Raw genomic sequence first — 23,956 nt, forward strand, 5'->3', positions numbered from 1 at the left:
TATCCGGCGCCTCAGCACCGACAGACGCCGCTCTGACGACGTGCCCTCCAGCAAGGTCGCGCCGGTCCCCGGAACGAAAAAAGAGGGCCGCAGAGGGCCCTCTCGTTTTCTGTCAGTCTGCCGTGTCAGATCAGTTGGGGATCAGATCCGGCACAATGGTCACGATGCCCGGGAAGAACCACAGGATCGCAAGGCCGACCACCTGGATCAGAACAAACGGAATGATGCCGCGGTAGATGTGACCTGTCGTAACCTCTTTGGGGGCCACACCGCGCAGATAGAACAGCGCAAAGCCAAAGGGCGGCGTCAGGAACGACGTCTGCAGGTTCACGGCGATCATGATCGTCACCCATTTGGGATCAAAGCTGCCACCATAGATGACCGGTCCCACGATCGGGATCACAATGTAGATGATCTCGAGGAAATCGAGCACAAAGCCCAGCACAAAAAGCACCAGCATCACAATCAGGAAGACCGTGAACTCATTGTCAAAGCTCTTGAGGAACTGCTGGATGTAGTGCTCGCCACCGAACGAGATCACCACCAGGTTCAGCACCTGACTGCCGATCAGGATGGTGAAGACCATCGAGGTCACCTTGGCCGTCTCGCGCACGACAGGGCTCAGCACGCCGGATGTAAACAGGATCCAGCACGAAAACAGCAGACCGAAAAGCGCATAGAGATACGCGGCATAGGCGACAAAGAATGCGAACCAGCTTTCAAAACCGACCTCGTCGGTATTGATGCGCAGGTCAAAATTGATGCCCACCAGAATACAGACAATGATCGCCAGTGTGGACCAGATGATCACCTTGGGTGTGCGGTCCTGGTCACGCAGCTTGCGGTAAGCCGCCAGCATGATCGCGCCACCTGCCCCGAGTGCGGCTGCGGGTGTCGGGTTGGTGATGCCGCCGAGGATCGAGCCCAGCACAGCAACAATCAGAACCAGTGGCGGAAAGACCACGCGGATCAGTTCATTCGTGGCGCAGATTTTAGTGGCATGAACCACGCCGTACATGACCGCCGCGAATGGCAGGGCCATCATGGCCACCATGGCACCGGCGGACGTGTTGGCACTGACAAACAGGATGTCCACCAGCACAACAAGCACCGTTCCGATCGCGCCGATGATCAGCGGCTGTGCACTGGATGACGGTGACACACCGCGTGCTGTGGTCAGGAAAAGCGATGTCAGGATCAGCAGGATCGCAACACCGGTCCCGATCGGGGCCGCATTGCTCACCCGGTCGGCGATCGCCTGCTCGACCTCTTCCTCGGTCAGCTGCTCGGATGCCTGGATGCCGCCAGCGTCGTTGATGACCGCCTGCTGCGCGATGGCCGCATCCCATGCTTCCTGACCGTGCAGTTCGATCATCGAGGCCTGGCACTGCTCGCTGACGTTCGTACGCAGTGATGCGCCCTCTCCGATGTCGGAGAAGCGGGAGACTTCGGTGGACTGGCTGCCCACAATCCCGAGGTTGCCCAGCAGGATGGTGCCGACAACCAGCAGGACCGGCGCGCCGAGGAACCAGGTGAAGGCCTCGCCCCGTGTGACCGGCTCTGCATTGGTCGAGCCCATTTCAACTGCCGGGGCCTTATCCGGGTTCAGGAGCGCATAGCCAAAGGCATAAAGCGCGTAGAGCAGCGCCAGCATGATGCCCGGCAGCAGTGCCGCCTGAAAGAGCGTGCCAACGGACAGCACCGCAGGCTCACCCAGATAGGTCAGCGCATCGGTACATCCCTGGGCGACCGCGCGCTTTTCCTGCGCGGCGGAATAAAGGTCACCGGCCAGTGTGCCAAGCAGAACAATCACGATAGAAGGCGGAATGATCTGGCCCAGCGTGCCCGACGCCGCAATAACGCCTGTCGACAGCTCGGGTGAATAGCCATTGCGCAGCATCGTTGGCAGGGCCAGCAGGCCCATTGTGACAACGGTCGCGCCAACAATACCCGTGGAGGCGGCGAGGAATGCGCCCACAACAACGATGGACACGGCCAGACCGCCGGGCAGCGGGCCAAAGACGCGCGCCATTGTGGTCAGCAGGTCATTTGCAATCTTCGAGCGCTCAAGCGTGATGCCCATCAGGACGAACATCAGAACCGCCAGCAGTGTCTCGATGGACTGGCCGGCCAGCACGCGTTCGTTCATGCGGTTCACAACAAAGGACACGTTGCGGTCCAGGGCGACTTCCCAGCCCTTGGGGAAAACCGGTTCTTCGATGCGCGGTAAATCCGGGTATCGGAATATCGATATCGTATCGGCCTTGACCCCCGAGTTCACGAGGTCGCGGTAGACCGCACTGCCGGTATCAATCGCCTGGTGTATCAGCAGGCCCGCGCTGTCGAGTGCCGCGATGATCCCGAAGGAGATCACCCCTGCCCCGGCGATGGCGAAAGCGACCGGAAAACCCGACAGGATGCCGCCAAAGAGGCAGATCGCTACGATAATCAGGCCGACTTCGACCCCGTCCAGACCAAAAAACATGTCTTACGTCCTCTCAGCGCGTCTCAGGTGCGCGCAGTGTCCTCAGTGCGTACCTTCGTACGCTTCCTCACCTTCGCCCAGCGTATCGCGGTCAAGGTACTTGTTCTCGCTCTCCTCGCCCTCGCGCCATTCCTGGAACGAGCGGAAGAACATCGCCATCGCCTGCAGGAAGACCATCGCGGTGAAGGCCACGAGCAGGATCTTGAACAGGAAGTAGCCGTTAAAGCCGTTGGGGCTGAAGCCGATGGTTTCGACGTTCCAGCGCAGGGCGCGGGATTTGTTGATCAGGCGGTCCAGCGTGTCAGAGGCCGACGGCTTGGGCACGATCAGGTGGCGCCAGAGGAAGAACCAGCCGTACATCCAGATCAGCACAGCAACGGGCATCATAAAGAAAAGCGCGCCGAACATGTCGATGCATTTCTTTGTGCGGAACTTTACCGCCGAATAGACCAGGTCAACGCGAACGTGTCCGCCCTGGACAAAGGTATAGGCCATGCACAGGCAGACAACGAGCGCGTTGTAGAGCTTGAGTTCCTCGGCAAACCAGCTGATGTCGAACTGGAGCGGGATACCAAAGCCGATAGAGATGTCGGGGCGCGTAAAGATACGCTGCATAAAGACGATGACGATCTGCTGGATCACCATCAGCAGGCCCGCCCAGGCAAAAAAGCGACCCACCGTGTTGGAGATGCCCTCAAGCACCCGCACATAGCCCCACATCACAGAGCCACGCCAGATACCGATGGCGAACATCACAAGGAAAGTGGTGAAGACCACAAAGAAGAATTCGACCGATCCGCCGTAGTAGACAAAGCGCATGATCGCCTGCTTGTCGCTCCAGTCCAGCCAGAGGGACGGATGAGACAAGGCATAGAGGAAATTATAAAATGCCAGCCCGATATTCGAGATGACCCAGATCAGGAAGTCCGCAACAACGCTGAAAAAACCGCCACCTGCGGCTGCATCATTTTCCATATGTCCCCCTCCCGGATGGCCACGAAATGGCCCATCGGAATGCCAGTAAAGTCAGGTCTGCGAGACAGACCGGAGCGGGAGGCCGCGCTGTGGCAGCCTCCCGCAGTGTTTGACAGTGATCAGCCGTTGGCCAGAACGCGGTTACGCTGTTCGACGTAGTAGCCGTCCGACTTGAGCAGCCAGTCAGAGCTCTGTGCCAGCGACTCTTCAAAGCTTCCGCGGATCTTCGCAAAGAGCTCATCGCCCATGTTCTCGTCCATAACAGTTTTGGACGCAGCACCGAAGGCATCCCAGACATCATCCGGGAACTGCAGCGCCTTGACACCCTGTGCCTGCAGACGGGCCAGAGCCGCACCGTTGTTGGCCAGAGTTTCGGCCAACTGGTAATGCGTTGTCGCCATCGCCGCGTTGGCGATGATCGCCTGGTGCGACGGGCTCAGGTCATTGTAGACGTCGAGGTTCATGCCGCAGGCCAGAGCGGAGCCCGGCTCGTGGAAACCAGCAGTATAGTAGACTTTCGCCACTTCCTGGAAACCGGCACGTTCGTCAGCGAACGGGCCAACCCACTCAAGCCCGTCCAGAGCACCAGAGGACAGCGCCTGATACAGTTCGCCGCCCGGGATGTTCTGAACAGATGCGCCCAGCTCGCCGAGTACCTTGCCGCCCAGACCAGGCATACGGAACTTGAGGCCGTTGAAATCCTCAGCGGAGTTGATTTCCTTGCGGAACCAGCCACCGGACTGCGATCCGGAGTTACCCGCCAGGAAGGATTTCAGGTTGAAGATTTCGCCCAGCTCGGTGTGCAGCTCGTGGCCGCCGCCGTGGTGGTACCAGTTTGTGACTTCCTGTGCGGTACCGCCGAAGGGCACGGCTGTGAAGTAGGCATAGCCCGGGTGCTGACCGATGAAGTAGTAGTCAGCGGAGTGATAAAGGTCTGCCTGACCCGAAGAAACAGCGTCGAAAACCTCGAACGCGCCAACCAGTTCACCAGGTGCTTTTTTGTCGATGGTCAGCGTGCCATCGGACATCGCGCCGACCATTTCCTCGAAATACGTTGCCGCATCGTCCAGAACCGCGAAACCGCGGGGCCAGGATGTAACCATTGTCAGGGTGCGGTTGCCCTGGGCAATCGCGGGTGCTGCCAGCGTTGTGGCCGCAGCGGCTGAGCCGCCAAGTGCAGATGTCTTCAGAAATGAACGACGATCCATAAGAGATACTCCTCCCAGATATGACGCCCGCGGCGCAAACCCCGCGCCCGGGTCGTTGTGAGTGTCGGCCACATTAACGTCATCGTTAATGAATTAAATACCTACTACTGCGTAGACGGACAGGTTTTCTGGCGGTCTGGACATATTTCTTTACCAGTTTTCGGGGCTGTCCCGTGCCGTTTGCGCAAACATACGGCGCCGTCTGAGCTTGCGGGCCTTTGATTCGGGCCGGATTCGCCGTAACGAATGGATATGCGCCGCCTTGCGGAAATATTGCGCCCCAGCTACGGGCAGAAGCTGTCACTGCTGGCCACGGTCCCGCTGATCGCGGCGGTGGCGGCAATTGCTGTGCTGGTGGCACATCAGTCCCGCGCTCTGGCAGAGCGCGAGATCAGGGCGCTGGAGGTTCAGCTGCTGGAAGCCAAGAAGGCGGAACTGCGCAACTATGTGACCCAGGCGCGCAACGGTTTTTACTTTATCTATGGCAATGCCGCACCAGACGATCAGGAGGCCCGTGATCAGGTGGCACAGATCCTCTCGGCGATGATCTACGGCGAGGAAGGCTTCTTTTTTGTATATGACTATGACGGCTATAACGTTGTCAGCCCGCGCCAGACAGAACGGATCAACCGCAACTGGCTCGAAGAGACAGACAGCGAAGGCACGCCCGTTGTGGCCGAACTGCTGGACATCGCCCGTCAGGGGGATGGCTACCTGACCCATCTGTGGCCGAAACCCACTACCGGACAGGAGGCGCGTATGATCACCTATGTCACCAGCTTTCCCAGCTGGCGCTGGGCGGTGGGCACAGGTGTTTTCATTGACGACGTGCTGAGTACAGTCGCAACAGCGCGCGCCGAGGTCGAGGCCCGGGTTCAGCAGACATTCGTCTATATAATGGCTATTGCGTTTGCGGCACTGCTGCTGGTGTTTCTGACCGGCATGGTCCTGAACATCCGCGAACGCCGGCTGGCGGACGCCAAGCTCAAGAAACTGACACAGCGGGTTCTGGACGCGCAGGAAGAGGAGCGTGGTCGTGTTGCGCGCGAACTGCACGATGGCATCAGTCAGATCCTCGTTGGTATCCGCTATGCCCTTGATACCGCGCGCCGCAAGCTGGACCGGGGTGACCCGACCGCTGCCGAACCGCTCGGCAAAGGCATCGAGACCCTGGGCGAGGCCATCTCGGAGGTGCGCCGCATCAGCCGTGACCTGCGGCCCGGCGTTCTGGATGATCTGGGGCTCGGCCCTGCAATCAAAACCCTGACCGAGGAATTCAGCACACGCACCGGAATTGCCACGGGGTTCGACACAGTTGTGTTCCGCAACCGGCTGGACCCGGAGGCCAAGATTGCGCTCTACCGCATCGCGCAGGAGGCGCTCACCAATATCGAACGCCACGCGCAGGCCACCTATGTCCAGGTGGATCTGCGGGGTCACAAACGCGGCGCCACGCTGCGTATCGAAGACAACGGCCGCGGCCTTGACCCCCACGGCAGTATGCCTGCGGGTGGTGGCCTCGGGCTGCGAAACATGCAGGAACGCGTCGAACAGCTCGAAGGCACGTTCCGCATCTTTTCGCCGCGCAACGGGCCGGGAACTGTCATCGAAGTCAGTGTTCCCCTGACCCACCTGCTGTCGCCCGCCTCTGATTCTGCCAAAGCACCGAAAGTACCCGCATGACCACCCCTGCCCCGATCCGTGTCCTGATTGTCGATGATCATCCGATGGTCGCCGAAGGCATTCAGTCCATCCTTGAAAGCTATGGCGATATCGAGGTGGTGGGGACCTGCAACGCTGCGCGCACGGCCATCGACACACTGGACGCGACCAACCCGGATGTGATTCTGATGGATCTCAACATGCCCGACATGGGCGGGCTGACCGCGACAGAGATTCTGCTGGAACAGCGGCCGGAAACGCGTGTGCTGGTCCTGTCGATGCACGACAGCCCGGAATATATCTCATCTGCCCTCAGCCACGGAGCCATGGGCTACATTCTCAAGGATGTTCCCACCGACGAGATAAAACAGGCGATCGACGCTGTGATGGCCGGTCAGCAGTACCTGTGCACCGGTGCCAGCGGGTCGCTGCAACCCAAAGAGGGCGACGCGCGCGAGGCGCTGACCGGGCGTGAACAGACCATTCTGCTGCAGCTCGCCCAGGGCAAATCCAACAAGGAAGTCGCCATCGCGCTGGATATATCGGTGCGCACGGTTGAGACGCACCGCAAGAACATCAAACGCAAACTGGGCATCTCAAGCACAGCGGGTCTGACCCGCTATGCACTGGAGCACGGCGTGCTGCAGGGTACCGGTGTCAGCATCTGATTTTTTTCGTTCTGACCCGCGGCAGTTCAGATCATGTTAAGGTAAAACTCTCAGAGTGGCGCCATGAAAGATTTCAGCCAGATCACCGTCCCCGACGCCGCAACTCTTGACACACTTCCCTATCGCGAAGCCATTGACCGCGTTGCGACGCTGCGCGCTCAGGTGGTCAGGGTGGCCCTTGATATCTCCCAGCTGAACCGTGCCGGAAAATCCACATCGGCGCTGGTGACGGAACTGACGGCTCTGGCCGGTTCCGTTCAGCTCGCTGTATCAGTAGTCGGGGGAAACGACGTTTTCCCCGACCTGCCCGAACCGCTCAGCCACTGGATCGCGGCACAGTGTGAACCTCTGAAAAACGAGCGCCGCGTCGTGACGGCAGCGGCGGAGGCGACCGGCAGCCTCGTCAGGCGTATCGAAAATGATGAAGAGATCAGTGACGAGGCACTTGCTCGCTACGTATCCTCTGGCAAGGGGGAGGTGTTCACTGCCGTAACGACGATCATCAATCATCTCTGGGAAGGAATCGAGGAAGGCAGGGCAGCACAGCTGGCCGTCGCCGCGGAATCGGCCCGCAACCTCGAGGCGAGCCTCGATCGGCTGGACCGGATCGGCCGTTATGTCCGGTCCATGTCGATCAACGCTTCCGTCGAGGCCTCCCGTGCGGGAGACGCCGGTAAGGGGCTGACGATCATCGCACATGAATTCAAAACCCTTGCCGAAGAGGTGCAGCAGCTCATCATGACTGCCCGCACCGATATCCGCGATATTGGTGTTGATTAGAAAATTCCGGGAACAGAGCACTGGCATATTTTGCAAAATTGCGCACGATGCCCTCAGCGCGCACGTAAATTTCAATAAATTGCGCACCAGAGACATATATTTTGTATCTTTGGGTGTTGACGCCCCCCGTACACGACCATAATGTCCCCGCAGCATTGAGGAGCACACGGCGTGAACGCACTAGTCGTCATCGTAGGAACCAAGCGCATGGGCCGGTAACGGTAGACCATAGTCTGACCCATGCGCCCCCGCCAAAACCGGGGGCTTTTTTATGCGCAACAGTCACAGGGTCCCTGCCGGGGCCGATACGGAGTTGAGAGATATGACGCGGCAGATGTCCGGAGCGAAAATGATTGTCCAGGCCCTTATTGATCAGGGCGTGGATACCGTCTTTGGCTACCCCGGAGGCGCCGTGCTACCGATTTACGACGAAATCTTTCAGCAAAATGCGATCCGGCATGTTCTTGTGCGGCACGAACAGGGCGCAGTTCACGCAGCCGAAGGCTATGCCCGCTCCACAGGCAGGCCGGGTGTCGTGCTTGTTACGTCCGGCCCCGGCGCCACCAATGCGGTGACCGGTCTGACTGATGCGCTGATGGATTCTATTCCTATTATCGTTCTGACAGGCCAGGTGCCGACATTCATGATCGGCTCGGACGCTTTCCAGGAGGCCGATACGGTCGGGATCACCCGCCCGTGCACCAAACACAACTGGCTGGTCAAGGAAACCGATGCCCTGTCCGGCGTAATCCACGAGGCCTTCCACGTTTGCACAAGCGGTCGCCCCGGCCCCGTGCTGGTGGACATTCCCAAAGACGTTCAGTTCGCAACAGGCACCTACCAGGCGCCGAAACCATCGGTGTCGCACTATCAGCCCCGTCTCAAGGGTGACATGGAAGAGATCACCGAACTGGTGGCCGCAATCGAAAAGGCGAAAAAGCCGATTTTCTATACCGGTGGCGGTGTGATCAATTCTGGACCGGCGGCCAGTCAGCTTCTGCGCGAACTGGTAAAGGCAACCGGGTTTCCGATCACGTCCACACTGATGGGCCTTGGCGCCTATCCCGCCTCCGGCGACAAATGGGTCGGGATGCTTGGCATGCACGGGCTTTATGAGGCCAATATGGCCATGCATGACTGTGATCTGCTGATCAACATCGGTGCGCGGTTTGACGACCGGATCACGGGACGCCTCGACGCATTCAGCCCCAGGTCGGTCAAAGCGCACATCGACATTGACCCCTCCTCGATCAACAAGGTCATCAAGACGGACATCCCGATTGTGGGCGACGTGGGCCACGTGCTGGAAGACATCCTGAAAGTCTGGAAGGCGCGCGGCCGCAAGACCAATGCCGAAGCTGTCGGCAAATGGTGGGGGCAGATAAAAGAATGGCAGAAAGTGAACTGTCTTAAGTTCACCCAGGCCGGTAAGGTCATCAAACCGCAGCATGCACTCGCGCGCCTTGAAGCGCTGACCAGGGATCACGACCGCTATATCTGCACCGAAGTCGGCCAGCACCAGATGTGGGCCGCGCAGTATCTCGGGTTCGAGGATCCCAATCGCTGGATGACGTCCGGGGGCCTCGGCACGATGGGATACGGCTTCCCGGCATCTATCGGCGTACAGATGGCGCATCCCGATGCGCTGGTAATCAATGTGGCCGGCGAGGCCTCCTGGCTGATGAACATGCAGGAGATGGGCACCGCCGTACAGTACCGCCTGCCAGTGAAACAGTTCATCCTGAACAACGAGCGTCTCGGGATGGTTCGTCAGTGGCAGGAACTGCTGCACGGCGAACGGTATTCGCACAGCTGGTCAGACGCCCTGCCCGACTTTGTGAAACTGGCCGAAGCCTTTGGCGCCAAGGGTATCATCTGCTCTGACCCGGCCGACCTTGATGATGCGATCATGGAAATGATCAACCATGACGGACCGGTGATCTTTGACTGCCTCGTCGAGAAACACGAAAACTGCTTCCCGATGATCCCGTCGGGCAAGGCGCACAACGAAATGCTGCTGGGTGAAGCCGAAACACAGGGTGTCATCAAAGCCGATGGCGCCGTGATGGTCTGACTTTACGACACGAACTCTGCGCGCCCGCTGTCCCCGGGCGCGCCGGCAATCTGAAAGGCCACGAACATGTCCGCACTGAAAATCAAAAAAGGCGCCACCAGCCATTCCGCGTATAACCTGCGTCCGACGTTTTCGGATGTAATCGAGCGGCACACGCTCGCAGTGCTGGTCGAAAACGAGCCGGGTGTGCTGGCCCGGGTCATCGGTCTGTTTTCCGGTCGCGGTTACAACATCGACAGCCTCACCGTCGCCGAGGTGGACCATACCGGCCATCTGTCGCGGATTACCATCGTGACCTCCGGCACGCCGCAGGTGATCGAACAGATCAAGGCTCAGCTGGGGCGGATTGTCAGTGTGCACGACGTGCATGACCTGACCGTTGAAGGTGCCAGCGTCGAGCGCGAACTTGCGATGTTCAAAGTGGTGGGCACCGGTGACAAACGTGTCGAGGCGCTGCGTCTGGCGGATATCTTCCGCGCGAATGTTGTCGACAGCACGCTGGAAAGCTTTGTGTTCGAGATTACCGGCGCGCCGGACAAGATCGATGCCTTTGCGGATCTGATGCGGCCCCTCGGCCTCGCCGAAGTTGCCCGTACAGGCGTCGCCGCTCTGTCACGCGGCGAGTAAATCCACAGGAAAACCGGTCTCAGCCGGCGCGACAGTTCGCTGCCAGCGGGCTTTCCTCTTCCCGTCTGGAAAACGGAAGAACCCGTGCAGAACTGCGGGGGCGCGGATCGTGTCCTGTGCGGCGCAGCGCATCCGGAAGGGACGCCCCCGCGTTTTCCACCACGAGTCGCGGGTTGTGCGCGCGCCGCAGGGACGACTGCACCTCCATGTCGAACTGCACGAGATCTCCGGCGTCAAAAAACGGTTCGGCACCAAGCACCTGATCCGTTGAGTTCAGAAATGCCAGGTCGCCCTGATCCTCACACCAGATCACGGCTTTCCCGTCAGATGCATCGCTCCAAAGCACAACCCCAAGCATAGCAAAACGCCTATTCTGTTTTTTTCTCCAACTTATGGTAGCAACAAGTTAACGTCAGCGCCCACGATAAAAATACCACCGTACGCTTGGAATTTGTGTCGCGCTGGATTACGGTTGACACAGTTACAAACGACAGTTGACGCTAAGTAGCGACAACACATTAACTGGTTCAGAATTTCCGCGCGCCTGTTTCGCATTGTGAAACAGGCCTTTCAAAGGACGCAAATGTCTGGGACGAACCGCACCCCTGCTCAGCTGCGCAATATGTTCGGCGCAAATCTGCGCTTTCTGGCAGCAGATTACCCCTCGATTTCAGCACTTTCCCGGGAGCTGGGGATCAACAGAACGCAGTTCAACCGCTATCTAAGCGGCGAGAGTTTCCCCCGGCCTGATGTGCTGTCGCGTATCTGTGACTTCTTCGGTGTGGACGCACGTGTGCTGCTGGAGCCGGTGGAGGAAATATCTTCGGAATCCGCTGCGGCTTCCGGATACTGGCTGCGCGAATTCATGGGCGAAACTGTGCGGCACGTGCCTGAAGAGGCCCTGCCCGGCGGTTTCTATCATTTCACCCGGCGCAGTTTTGTGCGCGATGGCGAGTTTGTCAGAGGCCTTGCTTTTGTTCAGCGGGTTGGCAGCGACACCTATCTTCGCGGCTACGAGCCAAAGATGGCGCTGGCGATGCAGGGCATCCCCGCCAGTCCGTCGGCACGCGAGTTCCGCGGCTTTGTCCTGCGCATCGAGGACGGCCTGGGGTCTATTGTAACACGGCGTCACGGCATGACCGGATCGTTCAACTATCTGACGCGCGTAACCTCGTTTCAGAACAACTTCTGGGTCGGCTACGTCGCACGCACCGTACGCGAGACGTCGTCAGGTACGCGGATGACCCGGCTGGTTTACGAGCACATTGGCAATGACTGGCCGCAGGTAATGCAGGTGGCACGATCTGCCGGCTTTTGCAGCTTTGAAGAGCTTCTGCCTTTCCATCAGCGTCTTTTGCAGCCAGAGGATCCCTTCCGCTGAGCGACTGTTCTGATGTCGCCACGGGAAAAGTCCCGTCGTTTTGACGGTCGCAATCCATCAGCTTTGGCGTAACGTTCTGGCATCACGCTGAGGATCACTGCCATGGATCGACCTGTCACCGACCTGTCCACCGTTCGTCTTCCCATCACCGAGGCCAATGGTCTGCCCAATGCGCACTATACGGATCCCGCTGTTTTTGATGAGGAAAAACAGGCGCTTCTGTTCGATGGCTGGTCGGGTCTCGCGGTCGCAGCCCAGGTCCCGGAAGCAGGCGATGCTGTTCCGATCACCTTTCTGGGTATGCCCTTGCTTCTGGTGCGGGATCGTCAGGATAAAATCCGCGTTTTCCAGAATATCTGCCGGCATCGCGGTATGATCCTGATTGAGGAGCCGCGCCGCATCGAAGGTGCAATCCGCTGCCCCTATCACAGCTGGTGCTATGCCACCGACGGGCGTCTTGTGAGCACGCCTCACGTCGGTGGTCCCGGACAGAACACCCACGAAGGCATTGACCGCGCGCTGCTGGGGCTGATTGAAGTCCGCAGTCATATCTGGATGGATGTCGTCTGGATCAACGTTTCGGGCACGGCGCCCGCGTTTGAGGAAGTCAACGCAGACCTGCTGGCGCGGTGGCACGAGTTCAGCGTGCCCCTCTACCACGGTGGCGCAGAGAGCCGGTTTACCCTTGAGGTGAACTGCAACTGGAAGCTGGCTGTTGAGAATTACTGTGAAAGCTACCACCTGCCCTGGGTTCATCCCGGGCTGAACAGTTATTCGCGCCTCGAAGACCACTACCATATCGAAGAGCCCGGGCGTTTTTCCGGTCAGGGAACACTGGTGTATCGTCAGCTGAGAGGTGACAATGGAGAGACTTTCCCGGACTTTGAGGGTCTGAGCGCCAGATGGGATACCGCCGCAGAATACATCACTGCTTTCCCGAACGTGCTGCTGGGCGTGCACCGGGACCATACATTTGCGATAATCCTGCAGCCCGAAGGTCCGGAACGGACGCTGGAACACGTACATCTTTATTATGCACAGCCGGATACGGACGCGGCGCTGCGCGACAGCAATGCAGCACAGTGGAAAACTGTCTTTGCCGAGGACGTTTTTGTGGTCGAGGGCATGCAGCGGGGCCGCCATGCTGTATCCTTCGACGGCGGCCGTTTTTCACCCGTCATGGATAACCCCACGCATCTGTTTCACGACTGGGTGGCCGGCAGGCTCGAAACTGCCCGCGGCGCGGCGCGGGCAGCGGAATGAGCACACTGGATGCGCAGCTGATCGCTGCGCATGAACAGAATGATACAGAAACTCTCGTGCGCCTCTATGCTCGTGCGGCAGAGCACGCTGACGATGAGGACGCCGCCGGTTTCTACCTGACACATGCCTATGTTTTCGCACTCGAGAGCGGTCACCCGGATGTGCCGGGTCTCAGAGCGCGTCTGATCGCGCTTGGTCGCGAAACCGCGCTTCAGGATCCGGCGGATAACTGACGGTAAAGATGCCAGGACGCATGTCCGAGCACCGGAAGCGCGACCAGCAAGCCCAGAAACCACGGCACAAGCGCGGCAAAAGTCAGCACGGCAATCATGCCTGCCCACACCAGCATGACCAACGGCGCGCTGCTCACGGCCCGGAAACTGTTGATCATCGCTGTTATGAAATCCACCTCGCGGTCGAGAAGCATCGGCAGGCCAATAACTGCGATCGAAAAAATCAGGATGGCAAACACAGCACCGACGCCGGTGCCAAACAGCAGCATCATGATCCCGTTCGGCGTGAGGAACACCTCGTAAGATGATGATATATTTGTTATTGTCGACAAGCCAAGGAACAGCGCAAAGATCATGTGCCCCAGAAAAAACCAGAACATGAAGATCACCACCATCATCGTACAGAGCGACGGAAGCTGCCGCAGCCGCTGTTGCCATATCACCCCGAACACTGCCGACGGCGTGACCGGCAGGCCGGCCTCAACCCGTCGGGAAATCTCATAAAGGCCCACCGCCGCAAAAGGGCCGAGCAGCGGAAAGCCGATGGCAGCCAGAACCAGCCAGAAGGTATGACCCGTCTGCAGCGTCACAACTGTCATGAGCCAGCCGGCGAGGACATAGAAGCCGCCAAAAACGAGGCCATAGAACGGATGGCGTCTGAAATCACCCAGACCTGCGGCCAGAGCCGTTCGGATGTCACCGAACTGTGCAGGCCGCATGTCCGGTGCGCCCGGTTTAAGGTCCTGTGTCGCCGTGTCGCTCATACTGATTCCCCCCGGATCCTGTCTGCGATTTTACACCATTGCAGGGCGTTTCCCCGGCCAATCTGTCTCTTTGTGCCAGGTCGCGGCGATCCGGAGCAGATCTGCGTCGCTGCCCTGTGGGCCGATCAGCTGCAACCCCATAGGCAGGCCGTTTTCCCCGAACCCGGCAGGCAGACTGACAGCCGGCAGACCAGCCAGGCTTGCAGGTACAACCACCTGCATCCAGCGATGATACGTGTCCATCTGATGCCCTTCGATACTCTCCGGATGCGACAGGCTGGCGTCAAAGGGCCAGACCTGGGCGGACGGCAGAGCTATGGCGTCATAACGCTCAAACTGCTGTGCCGCAGAGCGAAACCACGCTGATCTTGTGCAGCTGGCGCTGTAGATCTCCTGCGCTGTCAGCCCGAGACCTTTTTCTATTTCATATACCATGGCCGGTTTCAGCTGATCCCGCAGCGCGGCATTCTCCAGTTTTTCCCGGTGCCGCATCGCGACAAGCCAGGCGCGAAGCCGCGTCCAGCTGTCCCAGATTGCATCAGAACTGAAAGGCGGGGCCACCGGATCGACCACCCAGCCCATCTGCTGCATCTGGGTCAGTGCCGCCTCGCAGGTCTCAGACACCCCCTGTTCTGTTGGCAAAGCTCCGCCCCAGTCCCCCAACCATCCGATGCGGGGCGCATCGGTCAGATCACGAAGGTCACGAAGCGCCACCTGCGTCCTGTATGGAAAAGGCACGCGTGGATCGGCCCCTGCCATCGTATCAAGAAGCGCCGCAAGATCCCGGGGATTGCGCGCCATCGGGCCGTCCGTGGCCAGCGTATTCACAAAGGCATCTTCAGCGCCGGCATCCGGCACCAGACCCCAGGTCGGGCGCATACCGTAGACATTGTTCCAGCCGGCAGGATTGCGCAGCGATCCCATCATATCCGACCCGTCCGCAATGCTAAGCATGCCCGTGGCCAGTGCGACCGCCGCGCCACCTGATGATCCGCCGGCAGAGCGGGTGAGATCGTAAGGGTTACGCGTCGTTCCGAAAACAGAGTTGTATGTATGGCTGCCGAGGCCAAATTCCGGCGCATTGGTTTTGCCGATAATGATGGCGCCGGCCGCCCGGATGCGCGCGACGAAGAGGTCATCGCTTTCGGCGATCTGGTCTGCGAATATCGGGGACCCGGCGGTTGCGGACAGACCACGGGCGTGGGCCAGCTCCTTGATCGCGATCGGGATACCGTGCAACCAGCCGCTGCGCGGGTTCTGATCTGCCGCACGGGCAGCCGCCACAAGCTCTTCTTCAGGCCGCAGCGAAATGATGGCATTCACGTCAGCATTGACCGCCGCAATACGGGCGAGCGTGGAACGCATAAGGGCTTCGGCTGTCAGCCTGCCAGAGGCAATGTCGTCACTGAGTTCCAGCGCGGGTCGGAAGGAATGGTCCTCCATCCGGGCGCCGCCGCGTCAGGTACCCTGCGCTTCGGCGCGGGTTTTGCCCGAGACATCCAGCGCCAGCGTGGCCCCCATGAGCCCGTCCAGATCACCGTCCAGAACACCCTTGGTATCCGAGGTTTCAAAACTGGTACGCAGGTCCTTGACCATCTGATAGGGCTGCAGGACATATGACCGGATCTGATTGCCCCAGCCTGCATCACCCTTGTTTTCATGCGCCTCGTTGATCGCCGCATTCCGGCGGTCCAGTTCCAGCTGATAAAGCCGGGATTTCAGCGCTTTCATAGCGATGTCGCGGTTCTGGTGCTGTGATTTTTCCGAGCTGGTCACGACGATGCCCGTAGGATGGTGGGTGATCCGTACAGCTGAATCGGTGGTGTTCACGTGCTGACCGCCAGCCCCCGAGGACCGGTAGGTGTCGATGCGGATGTCCGCGGGGTTAACCTCGATGTCAATGTTGTCATCGACCACCGGATAGACCCACACAGAACTGAAAGATGTATGCCGCTTGGCTGCAGAATCGTATGGCGAGATCCGAACGAGGCGGTGCACACCGCTCTCCGACTTCAGCCAGCCATAGGCGTTCACACCACTGATTTTATAGGTCGCCGATTTTATCCCGGCCTCGTCACCGGCACTCTCGGCCTGCAGTTCGACCTTATATCCCTTTTTCTCCGCCCAGCGGACATACATCCGTGCCAGCATACTGGCCCAGTCACAGCTTTCAGTACCGCCGGCACCGGCATTGATCTCCAGAAAGGTATCATTGCCGTCGGCTTCGCCGTCCAGCAACGCCTCAAGCTCTTTCTGTGCGGCTTTCTCGGCCAGCGCATGCAGAGCCTTCTCGGCGTCCGCAACGACTTCCTCGTCCTCTTCCATCTCCCCCAGTTCGATGAGTTCGATGTTGTCGGTCATATCCTGGCGGATGCTTTCATAGGTCTCCATCGCGTCCACCAGCATCTGGCGGTCGCGCATCAGTTTCTGAGCCGCTTCCGGGTCATCCCACAGGTTTGGGTCCTCTACCCGCGCATTGAATTCCTCGAGCCGGTGCGGCGCTGTTTCCACATCCAGACGCTGCGCCAGAAGCTCCAGCGATTTCTCAATTTTTTCAACGGTGTTCTGTGCGTCTGCGCGCATTGCGATCCTGCCTCAGCCAATATCTGCCTGTTGATAGACCACAGCCCCACCGGCGGCAAGCGGTGCGCGGTGAACACGACGGCCTTAATAAAGGCCGCCGGAACTCACCGTACCGAACCCGGCGTTGGGCCCGACCGTCACCGTTTCGCCCGTCGAGGTGGTCACCTGCTGCGCCTGCTGGTTCTGGCCAACCTCCTCAAAGAGCGGCAGATCGGCCCCCATAGCAAAGCCACCGTCATACATGATCCCGAACACCGGTTCTTCACCTGCGCGGAAGTATTCGGCGACAACGGACTCACCCTGAGCGTCATCATTCAGACGCGCACCAGTAAAGCGGTCGATCTTGATAAAGCGGCCACCCGGTGGGATTTCGAAATCACCCCCGCCATATTTTTTGGTGGCTTCTTCCATAAAGCGCTGAAACACCGGTCCGCACATGCCGCCGCCGGACGCGCCACGCCCAAGACCACTGGGCTGGTCATAGCCGATGTAGCATCCCGCCACGATGTTGCTGGTAAAGCCCACAAACCAGACATCCTTGGCGTCATTGGTCGTGCCGGTTTTGCCCGCAGTGGGTACCGGCAGGTTGACCGTGCGCGCAGCGGTGCCACGCTGGACGACGCCGCGCATCATGGATGTCAGCTGATAAGCCGTCACCGGATCCATCACACGCTCGCGATTCGAGACGATTTTCGGTGCAACACCCGGTGTCAGCTGCGGTTTTTCGCAGTCGAAACAGTATCTGTCGTCATGCCGGTAGATGGTTTTGCCATAGCGGTCCTGGACACGGTCCACCAGTGTCGGTTTTACCCGTTCGCCCCCGTTTGCAAACATCGCATAGGCGGCAACCATCTGATAAAGCGTGGTCTCTTCCGATCCCAGCGCGTTGGCAAGGAAGGTGCCCATGTTGTCATAGACGCCAAAGCGCTCGGCATAATCGGCGACAACATCCATGCCGACTTCCTGCGCCAGCCGGATGGTCATCAGGTTACGCGAACGCTCAATACCTGTCCGCAGGGGTGTCGGGCCGTAAAACTCATTGGAAGCATTACGCGGGCGCCACAGGCCCTGAGGCGTGTCTATTTCGATTGGTGCGTCCACGACGATGGTCGCCGGGGAATAGCCGCTGTCGAGCGCTGATGCATAGACGAAGGGTTTGAAACTCGATCCGGGTTGGCGTTTGGCCTGCGTGGCCCGGTTAAAAACGCTGGACTGATAGGAAAAACCGCCCTGCATCGCGATAACGCGTCCGGTGTTCACGTCCATGGCTACAAAGGCACCCTGCACTTTCGGCACCTGGCGCAAAGACCAGCGCACGAATTTGCCGTCCTCGTCAGAAATGATGGCCCGCACATGCACGACATCACCAACGTCCAGCAGATCGCTCGCAGCATCGGCTTTGGGGCCGGTTTCGCCTTCGATGGTACGTTTACGCGCCCATGTCACATCACGGGCGGCGATGAAGTGACCTTCTGCGTCCTCCTCGACACCTTCGATGCCGATACGCGCGTTTCCGCCTCCGATCGACAGCACAACAGCCGGATACCACGGACCATCCAGTTCGATGTCACGGGCAATCTCGACCTCACCAAGCGCCTCGCGCCATGCTTCCTCCGACGTCAGGCGTTCGGGGTCTATCTTATTGACCGCTTCACGCCAGATACCCAGATTGCGGTCGTATTCCTCAAGCTGCCTGCGCAGCGACTCTGCGGCAACGGGCTGCAACTCCTGATCAATCGTTGCCCGAACGGTCAGACCGCCGGTAAAGAACTCGCCCTCCCCGAAATCCGCACTCAGCTGGCGCCGGATTTCATCAGTAAAATAGTCGCGCGGCGGCAGGACCGATTTAAAGCTTTCAAAATCCCCGTTCTGCACGGACCGCAAAGGGGCTGCGCGCTCAGCCTCATAGGCGGCCGTGGAAATATATCCGTTCTCCATCATCTCGCGCAGCACGAAATTGCGGCGTGCGAGCAGCCGGTCTTTCTGACGTACGGGATGATATTTACCCGGCGATTTGGGCAGAGACGCGAGGAAAGCCGCCTCGTGCGGCTCCAGATCCACCAGCGGCTTGTTGAAATACGTCTGCGAGGCCGCCGCGACGCCATAAGAGTTCTGGCCCAGGAAAATCTCGTTCAGGTAAAGCTCAAGGATCTTCTCCTTGCTCAGGGTCTCTTCCAGACGCGCGGCCAGAATGATCTCTTTGATTTTGCGCTCTGCACGCCGGTCTCCGGACAACAGGAAGTTTTTCATAACCTGCTGTGTGATCGTTGACGCACCGCGCACATCCTGCCCGCGCGACCGCACGGCCTCGACGCCGGCCGCAGCAATACCGCGCAGATCATACCCGTCGTGTTCGTAAAAATTCTTGTCTTCGGCAGAAATGAACGCCTGTTTGACAAGGTCCGGAATGGTTTCCGCCGGTGCAAACAAACGCCGTTCGGTGGCAAATTCGTCGATGATCTGGCCCTGACCGGAGTATATGCGGCTGATCGTTGGCGGGGAGTATTGCGCCAGCGACTCGTGGCTGGGCAGATCCCGCCCGTAAACCCAGAAAATTGCACCAACGGTAAGCACGACCATCGCAAAAGCCATGGTTATGGTGGTGAAGATGCCGCCAAAGAAGGACAGGATAAACCGGATCACAAAAGGACTCACTTTTCAGGGCTTGCGCGCTGTCGCTGTTATAAAGGTCGGCGCCGGAATGGTCAAAAGCCTGCCGGCGGGCAAACGCGCAATTGTTACTGCCGCACAAGGCTGCGGCGCGCCTCATCCTGCATATGCCAGGCGAGCAGACCCGAAACAAGACCGCCGACCATCTGTGTCCGCCATTCGGGCCGGCGCAGATTATCCAGATCGCGCTGGCTTGACAGAAATCCGACTTCGACCAGAACCGAGGGAATATCGGCTGATTTCAGCACGGAAAACCCGGCTTTGCGCAGTGGATGACGGTTCATCGGACCACCGGCATCCGTCATGCCCTTTACAAGCGCACGCGCCAGTGCCGTTGTGCGCGGCACCGTTTCGCGCCGTGCCAGATCAAGCAGCACACCGGTGACGGCGTCGTCTGTACCCGTCAGATCCGCTCCGGCGAGGATATCTGCGCGGTTGTGACGCGCCGCGAGCAGCGCAGTCGCCTTGTCGCTGGCATCCTCTGACAGGGTGTAGACCGTCGCGCCCCGCGCACCGCCATCCGTCAGCGCATCCGCGTGCAGCGACAGAAAGGCATCAGCCCCCGCCTTATGCGCAAGCGCCACGCGGGTTTGCAGAGAAACAAACGTGTCGCCCTGCCGGGTCAGGACGGCGCGGGCGAGACCAGTGGCCTCAAGGGCATCTCTGAGTTCAACAGCCAGCCGGAGCATCAGCGTTTTCTCTGAAATCCCGTCGCGTTCTGCGCCCGGATCTATGCCGCCATGACCGGGGTCAATCACGACAGTGAACATGTCGTCATCCGCAGGCAGCGTTCCGGGTGTGTCCGGCGCCCGTGCCCAGAGTGCCGTTTCCGGCACCCCGGAGGCTGCAGCAAAATCTGCAGGGGCTGCCGGTTCCAGAACGAGTTTCAGCGTGGCCGTACCATTCGCGCTGATCGCCATACCGGTCTCTGCCGGCAACATCGGCGCTGTCAGATCAGCAACCACACGCGACCAGCCCGGCTGGAACACGCCGGCCCGCAGATCCGATACCGCCTCGGTTCCCTCCGCCAGGTCCGCCTCTTGCAGGCCGGTTGCGTCCAGGCCTCTGAAATCGATCACCAGGCGGGCCGGGTCATCCAGTGTAAAAATACGAAACGGCACGCCACGGCTGAGTGCCAGCGTCATGGTCGCGCTGCCGCCCCGCGTGTCGGACAGGCTGCTGGCCTGTGTGTCGACTGAAGCCGGGCTTTCCGCACCGGCGGGAAAGCACAGCATCGCTGCTGCCATCACGGCAAGTGTCATTCTTCGGATCATGCTCTGCACTGCCTTTTTTGGGGGCAATCTAGCCAATGGAAGCGCCGGTGTGAATCCCCCTCACCGTTGCTGCATAAAGGTTTTCAGTCTCTCCAGCCCTTCGGCGATATCCGCCGTGGACCGCGCATAGGAAAATCGCAGGGTCTGGTGGCCACGGGTCTGATCAAAGTCCAGCCCGGGCGTTACAGCGACGCCCGCGTGTTCAAGGATTTCAGCTGCAAACGCACGGCTGTCGCCCGTCAGCTCCGATACATCCGCATAAACGTAGAACGCGCCATCAGGGGGCGCGATGTCTGTAAAACCAGCCGCGGGAAGACCATCGAGCATGAGCGCGCGGTTGGCACGGTAAACGTCAAGGTTCGCATCCAGCTCTGACGTGGCATCCATCGCGGCAAGGGCGGCAATCTGGCTCGCATGCGGCGCACAGATGAACATGTTCTGCGCAATGCGCTCGATCACACGCACATGATCATCGGGTACAACCATCCAGCCAACGCGCCAGCCTGTCATTGAAAAATACTTGGAAAACGAGTTGATCACATAGGCTTCATCTGTGATCTCAAGGGCAGAGACCGCTTTGGCCTCGTATTCTATGCCATGGTAAATCTCGTCCGAAATAAAGGACGCACCCTGCTCTGCCGTCGCCCCGACAAGCGCCTCCATCGCCGGGCGGTCGAGCATGGTACCCGTCGGGTTCGCAGGGGATGCCACCATCAGACCGGCCAGGTCCTTCCCGGTCAGATCAGCCGGCACCGGCTGCAGCCGGTTTTCCGGCGCGGTTTCGATGTCGACAGGCACAAGATCAAGTGCGCGCAGAATCTGCCGGTAGCTGGGATAGCCCGGCGCGCCAATCCCCACCCTGTCGCCCGTGTCAAAGAGCGCCGTGAAGGCGAGCAGAAAGCCGCCCGATGAGCCCGGTGTGATCACCACCCGCGAGGGATCAAGGTCGACGTTGTACCACTCGCCATAAAGCCGCGCGATCCGGGCGCGCAACGCCGGCAGCCCAAGCGCGACCGTGTATCCCAGCGGAGCTTCGCTCATCGCGGCGGTGAGCGCTTCTGCCGCAGCGCGCGGCGCGCCGGTACCCGGCTGGCCCACTTCCATATGAATAATGCGGCGACCCGTCTCTTCTGCCTGACGCGCGGCCTCCATGACATCCATCACAATAAACGGATCGACCGAAGAACGCCTTGAAACCCGCATCTATTCACTCCTTATTGGGTGCATGATCTTTCATCGCGTATTCCGTCTGGCGTCAATCCCGCTGATTGTGTTGTGGGCAGCGGCAGCACCGCTTCAGGCTCAGGGGCTGCTGCGCGATTCCGATATTGAATATGGTCTGAAACAACTGGCCGCCCCTGTGCTTTCGGCGGCGGGTCTTAACCCGAACCGGGTCAAAATCCTGGTGATCAATTCCAGCTCGCTCAATGCTTTCGTGGTCGGCAATGATGCAATCTTTGTGCATTACGGGCTGATCAACCGCATGAACAACGCACCTATGCTGCAGGGTGTTCTGGCGCACGAGGCCGCCCACATCGCCAACGGACATATCGTGCGGCGTATGGGCAACCTGGCAAGCGCGCGCACCGCTTCAGGGCTGGGACTGGCGCTTGCGGCGGTTGCCGCAGCAACAGGCAACGGCGCCGCCGCAAGTGGTCTGGCAATCGGCACCCAGGCCTCGGCCCAGGCCAGGTTCTTCAAACACACCCGTGCTGAAGAGGCATCCGCCGACCAGTCCGGCATCCGGTTTATGAAATCTGCAGGTATCCGCCCGTCCGGCATGTCAGAAGTGCTGGAAATTTTCCGTGGCCAGGAAATTCTGTCAGAGACCCGTCAGGACCCCTATCTGCGCAGCCATCCGCTGTCACGCGACCGCCTGCGTGCCGTTCAGGGGTTCGTGGCAGCCTATGGCGACGCGGAAGAAGATGATCCGACAGCAGCCTACTGGTTTGAGCGGGTCAAAGGGAAACTGAGCGCATACACGCGGGCGCCGAAATGGACACTGGGCCGGCTGAAAGACACGCCTTATGCCGACGTGCGCCTGCTGCGGGAGGCGGTAGCAGAACATCGCCAGTCCCGCACCAGACAGGCGCTGGCGGCCATCGATAAAGCCATCGCGCAACGACCGAACGATCCGTTTCTGCATGAACAGCGCGGGCAGATCCTGTTTGAAACGCGGAACTTCAAGGCGGCAACCGCAGCCTATGGCCGTGCGGTGAACCTTGCCCCCAATGATGCGCTGATCCTTTCCGGATACGGTCGCGCCCTGCTGGTGCAGGATGACATTCGCGGAGCGAAACGGGCCCTTGAAAAGGCGAGATCAATTGATTTCAGGGACGGGTCCATGCTGCGTGATCTTTCGGTGGCCTATGCGCGCAACGGCGAACAGGGTATGGCCGCCCTGATCACTGCCGAGCGGTACGCCCTGTCCGGGCGGATGAAAGATGCCGGTATCCACGCAAAACGCGCCGTCGGGCTTTTGCCTGTCGGCTCAGGCCCGCGTCAGCGCGCCGAAGATGTACTGAATGCGGCAGAACGTGCCGCGAAACGGAGATAATGATGCTGAGGAAACTTCTTTTGCCAGCCGTGCTGGCTGCAACCACACTTGCCGTGCCTGTCCACGCGCTGGATCTGAGCGAAATGACGGCCGCCGAACGGGAAGCGTTCGGCGAACAGGTGCGCGCTTACCTGATGGAGAACCCTGAGGTTATCATGGAAGCCGTGCGTGCGCTGGAAGCGCGTCAGGCAGAGGCACAGGCCGAAGCGGATGTGGCACTGGTTGCCGATAACGCTGATGCGCTGTTTGACGACGGTTTTTCTTTTGTCGGTGGCAACCCGGACGGAGATATCACTCTGGTGGAGTTCATGGATTACCGCTGTGGCTTCTGCAAACGCGCCTTCGGAGAGGTGGAAAAGCTGCTGGCCTCTGACGGCAATATCCGTTTTGTCGTCAAAGAGTTCCCCATCCTCGGCGAACAGTCAGTCCTTGCCTCGCGGTATGCAATTGCGACCCATATGATCAGTGGTGACGAAGCTTACAAATCACTGCACGACGCGCTGATGTCCTTTAACGGCGACATCACCCTTGCGACACTTCGCCGGATCTCGGAGACCTATGGGATCGACAGCGCCGCGGTCGAGGCAAAGATGGACGACGAGGAAGTCACCGAACGTATCCGCGCGACACGCGCACTGGCACAGCAACTGCAGATCACGGGCACGCCCACGTTTGTGCTGCAGGACGAACTGCTGCGCGGTTACCTGCCCTATGATCAGCTTCAGGATATCGTCGAAGACAAGCGCAGCTGA

General features: G+C 59.6%; 20 protein-coding genes. 10 read left to right on the top strand and 10 right to left on the bottom strand.

What is annotated here, in order from left to right:
• Positions 1-130: 130 nt before the first annotated feature.
• The 3 genes from Q0792_RS02710 to Q0792_RS02720 form a co-directional block, all read right to left on the bottom strand.
• Entirely contained in the window at positions 131-2,485 is a 2,355-nt protein-coding gene (locus Q0792_RS02710; RefSeq protein WP_298836162.1) for a TRAP transporter large permease subunit, read from the bottom strand.
• A gap of 42 nt (positions 2,486-2,527) precedes the next feature.
• On the bottom strand, positions 2,528-3,460 hold the full coding sequence (locus tag Q0792_RS02715) for a C4-dicarboxylate ABC transporter permease (protein ID WP_298836164.1): 933 nt from the start codon (positions 3,458-3,460) through the stop codon (positions 2,528-2,530).
• Between the two features lie 119 nt (positions 3,461-3,579).
• On the bottom strand, positions 3,580-4,668 hold the full coding sequence (locus tag Q0792_RS02720; protein WP_298836166.1) for a TRAP transporter substrate-binding protein: 1,089 nt from the start codon (positions 4,666-4,668) through the stop codon (positions 3,580-3,582).
• Between the two features lie 252 nt (positions 4,669-4,920).
• On the opposite strand from Q0792_RS02720, the gene Q0792_RS02725 reads away from it, so the two are divergent.
• From Q0792_RS02725 to ilvN, 5 genes are all read left to right on the top strand, one after another.
• Positions 4,921-6,351, top strand: a complete 1,431-nt coding sequence (locus tag Q0792_RS02725) for a cache domain-containing protein (RefSeq protein ID WP_298838576.1) — start codon at positions 4,921-4,923, stop codon at positions 6,349-6,351.
• The gene (locus Q0792_RS02730) at positions 6,348-6,998 is read left to right on the top strand and encodes a response regulator transcription factor (protein ID WP_298836167.1); all 651 of its coding nucleotides are present in this window, start codon (positions 6,348-6,350) and stop codon (positions 6,996-6,998) included. Before Q0792_RS02725 ends, Q0792_RS02730 begins: the two co-directional genes overlap by 4 nt.
• A 63-nt stretch (positions 6,999-7,061) precedes the next feature.
• Positions 7,062-7,778, top strand: a complete 717-nt coding sequence (locus Q0792_RS02735) for a methyl-accepting chemotaxis protein (protein WP_298836168.1) — start codon at positions 7,062-7,064, stop codon at positions 7,776-7,778.
• Positions 7,779-8,100: 322 nt separating this feature from the next.
• The gene (locus Q0792_RS02740) at positions 8,101-9,852 is read left to right on the top strand and encodes an acetolactate synthase 3 large subunit (protein WP_298836169.1); all 1,752 of its coding nucleotides are present in this window, start codon (positions 8,101-8,103) and stop codon (positions 9,850-9,852) included.
• Positions 9,853-9,918: 66 nt separating this feature from the next.
• The gene (ilvN, locus tag Q0792_RS02745; RefSeq protein WP_298836170.1) at positions 9,919-10,479 is read left to right on the top strand and encodes an acetolactate synthase small subunit; all 561 of its coding nucleotides are present in this window, start codon (positions 9,919-9,921) and stop codon (positions 10,477-10,479) included.
• Positions 10,480-10,498: 19 nt separating this feature from the next.
• On the opposite strand, the gene Q0792_RS02750 is transcribed toward ilvN, so the two are convergent.
• Entirely contained in the window at positions 10,499-10,837 is a 339-nt protein-coding gene (locus Q0792_RS02750) for a hypothetical protein (protein ID WP_298836172.1), read from the bottom strand.
• Between the two features lie 225 nt (positions 10,838-11,062).
• On the opposite strand from Q0792_RS02750, the gene Q0792_RS02755 reads away from it, so the two are divergent.
• The 3 genes from Q0792_RS02755 (at position 11,063) to Q0792_RS02765 (ending at position 13,356) form a co-directional block, all read left to right on the top strand.
• The gene (locus Q0792_RS02755) at positions 11,063-11,860 is read left to right on the top strand and encodes a helix-turn-helix transcriptional regulator (protein WP_298836174.1); all 798 of its coding nucleotides are present in this window, start codon (positions 11,063-11,065) and stop codon (positions 11,858-11,860) included.
• 102 nt (positions 11,861-11,962) lie between these two features.
• Entirely contained in the window at positions 11,963-13,123 is a 1,161-nt protein-coding gene (locus Q0792_RS02760; RefSeq protein WP_298836176.1) for an aromatic ring-hydroxylating dioxygenase subunit alpha, read from the top strand.
• Positions 13,120-13,356: a hypothetical protein gene (locus tag Q0792_RS02765; RefSeq protein WP_298836179.1), complete on the top strand. Its 237-nt coding sequence runs from the start codon at positions 13,120-13,122 to the stop codon at positions 13,354-13,356. The genes Q0792_RS02760 and Q0792_RS02765 overlap by 4 nt, the downstream gene beginning before the upstream one ends.
• Here the strand turns inward: Q0792_RS02765 and Q0792_RS02770 are convergent.
• From Q0792_RS02770 to Q0792_RS02795, 6 genes are all read right to left on the bottom strand, one after another.
• The gene (locus tag Q0792_RS02770) at positions 13,335-14,120 is read right to left on the bottom strand and encodes a DUF2189 domain-containing protein (protein ID WP_298836181.1); all 786 of its coding nucleotides are present in this window, start codon (positions 14,118-14,120) and stop codon (positions 13,335-13,337) included. The two genes, Q0792_RS02765 and Q0792_RS02770, sit on opposite strands and share 22 nt — an antisense overlap.
• Before the next feature lie 30 nt (positions 14,121-14,150).
• On the bottom strand, positions 14,151-15,563 hold the full coding sequence (locus tag Q0792_RS02775; protein ID WP_298836183.1) for an amidase: 1,413 nt from the start codon (positions 15,561-15,563) through the stop codon (positions 14,151-14,153).
• A 15-nt stretch (positions 15,564-15,578) separates the two neighbouring features.
• Positions 15,579-16,703, bottom strand: coding sequence for a peptide chain release factor 2 (gene prfB / locus Q0792_RS02780; RefSeq protein WP_298836185.1), 1,125 nt, complete (start codon positions 16,701-16,703; stop codon positions 15,579-15,581).
• Between the two features lie 84 nt (positions 16,704-16,787).
• Positions 16,788-19,346 carry a penicillin-binding protein 1A gene (locus tag Q0792_RS02785; protein ID WP_298836187.1) on the bottom strand — a complete coding sequence of 853 codons (2,559 nt, stop codon included), beginning with the start codon at positions 19,344-19,346 and terminating at the stop codon, positions 16,788-16,790.
• A gap of 95 nt (positions 19,347-19,441) precedes the next feature.
• On the bottom strand, positions 19,442-20,647 hold the full coding sequence (locus tag Q0792_RS02790; protein ID WP_298836189.1) for an N-acetylmuramoyl-L-alanine amidase: 1,206 nt from the start codon (positions 20,645-20,647) through the stop codon (positions 19,442-19,444).
• 60 nt (positions 20,648-20,707) lie between these two features.
• The gene (locus Q0792_RS02795; RefSeq protein ID WP_298836191.1) at positions 20,708-21,850 is read right to left on the bottom strand and encodes an aminotransferase class I/II-fold pyridoxal phosphate-dependent enzyme; all 1,143 of its coding nucleotides are present in this window, start codon (positions 21,848-21,850) and stop codon (positions 20,708-20,710) included.
• A 22-nt stretch (positions 21,851-21,872) separates the two neighbouring features.
• Between Q0792_RS02795 and Q0792_RS02800 the strand changes: the two genes are divergently transcribed.
• Together Q0792_RS02800 and Q0792_RS02805 are read left to right on the top strand one after the other, a co-directional pair.
• The gene (locus Q0792_RS02800; protein ID WP_298838579.1) at positions 21,873-23,204 is read left to right on the top strand and encodes a M48 family metalloprotease; all 1,332 of its coding nucleotides are present in this window, start codon (positions 21,873-21,875) and stop codon (positions 23,202-23,204) included.
• Between the two features lie 2 nt (positions 23,205-23,206).
• Entirely contained in the window at positions 23,207-23,956 is a 750-nt protein-coding gene (locus Q0792_RS02805) for a DsbA family protein (RefSeq protein ID WP_298836193.1), read from the top strand.

It is taken from the genome of uncultured Roseobacter sp., assembly GCF_947495025.1.
In the GTDB taxonomy this organism is placed as follows: domain Bacteria; phylum Pseudomonadota; class Alphaproteobacteria; order Rhodobacterales; family Rhodobacteraceae; genus Roseobacter.

Bases quoted from the DNA above. Each gene is read 5' to 3' on its own strand.
- Q0792_RS02710 (WP_298836162.1), bottom strand. From the start codon at position 2,485: ATGTTTTTTGGTCTGGACGGGGTCGAAGTCGGCCTGATTATCGTAGCG.
- Q0792_RS02715 (WP_298836164.1), bottom strand. From the start codon at position 3,460: ATGGAAAATGATGCAGCCGCAGGTGGCGGTTTTTTCAGCGTTGTTGCG.
- Q0792_RS02720 (WP_298836166.1), bottom strand. From the start codon at position 4,668: ATGGATCGTCGTTCATTTCTGAAGACATCTGCACTTGGCGGCTCAGCC.
- Q0792_RS02725 (WP_298838576.1), top strand. From the start codon at position 4,921: ATGCGCCGCCTTGCGGAAATATTGCGCCCCAGCTACGGGCAGAAGCTG.
- Q0792_RS02730 (WP_298836167.1), top strand. From the start codon at position 6,348: ATGACCACCCCTGCCCCGATCCGTGTCCTGATTGTCGATGATCATCCG.
- Q0792_RS02735 (WP_298836168.1), top strand. From the start codon at position 7,062: ATGAAAGATTTCAGCCAGATCACCGTCCCCGACGCCGCAACTCTTGAC.
- Q0792_RS02740 (WP_298836169.1), top strand. From the start codon at position 8,101: ATGACGCGGCAGATGTCCGGAGCGAAAATGATTGTCCAGGCCCTTATT.
- ilvN (WP_298836170.1), top strand. From the start codon at position 9,919: ATGTCCGCACTGAAAATCAAAAAAGGCGCCACCAGCCATTCCGCGTAT.
- Q0792_RS02750 (WP_298836172.1), bottom strand. From the start codon at position 10,837: ATGCTTGGGGTTGTGCTTTGGAGCGATGCATCTGACGGGAAAGCCGTG.
- Q0792_RS02755 (WP_298836174.1), top strand. From the start codon at position 11,063: ATGTCTGGGACGAACCGCACCCCTGCTCAGCTGCGCAATATGTTCGGC.
- Q0792_RS02760 (WP_298836176.1), top strand. From the start codon at position 11,963: ATGGATCGACCTGTCACCGACCTGTCCACCGTTCGTCTTCCCATCACC.
- Q0792_RS02765 (WP_298836179.1), top strand. From the start codon at position 13,120: ATGAGCACACTGGATGCGCAGCTGATCGCTGCGCATGAACAGAATGAT.
- Q0792_RS02770 (WP_298836181.1), bottom strand. From the start codon at position 14,120: ATGAGCGACACGGCGACACAGGACCTTAAACCGGGCGCACCGGACATG.
- Q0792_RS02775 (WP_298836183.1), bottom strand. From the start codon at position 15,563: ATGGAGGACCATTCCTTCCGACCCGCGCTGGAACTCAGTGACGACATT.
- prfB (WP_298836185.1), bottom strand. From the start codon at position 16,703: ATGCGCGCAGACGCACAGAACACCGTTGAAAAAATTGAGAAATCGCTG.
- Q0792_RS02790 (WP_298836189.1), bottom strand. From the start codon at position 20,647: ATGATCCGAAGAATGACACTTGCCGTGATGGCAGCAGCGATGCTGTGC.
- Q0792_RS02795 (WP_298836191.1), bottom strand. From the start codon at position 21,850: ATGCGGGTTTCAAGGCGTTCTTCGGTCGATCCGTTTATTGTGATGGAT.
- Q0792_RS02800 (WP_298838579.1), top strand. From the start codon at position 21,873: ATGATCTTTCATCGCGTATTCCGTCTGGCGTCAATCCCGCTGATTGTG.
- Q0792_RS02805 (WP_298836193.1), top strand. From the start codon at position 23,207: ATGCTGAGGAAACTTCTTTTGCCAGCCGTGCTGGCTGCAACCACACTT.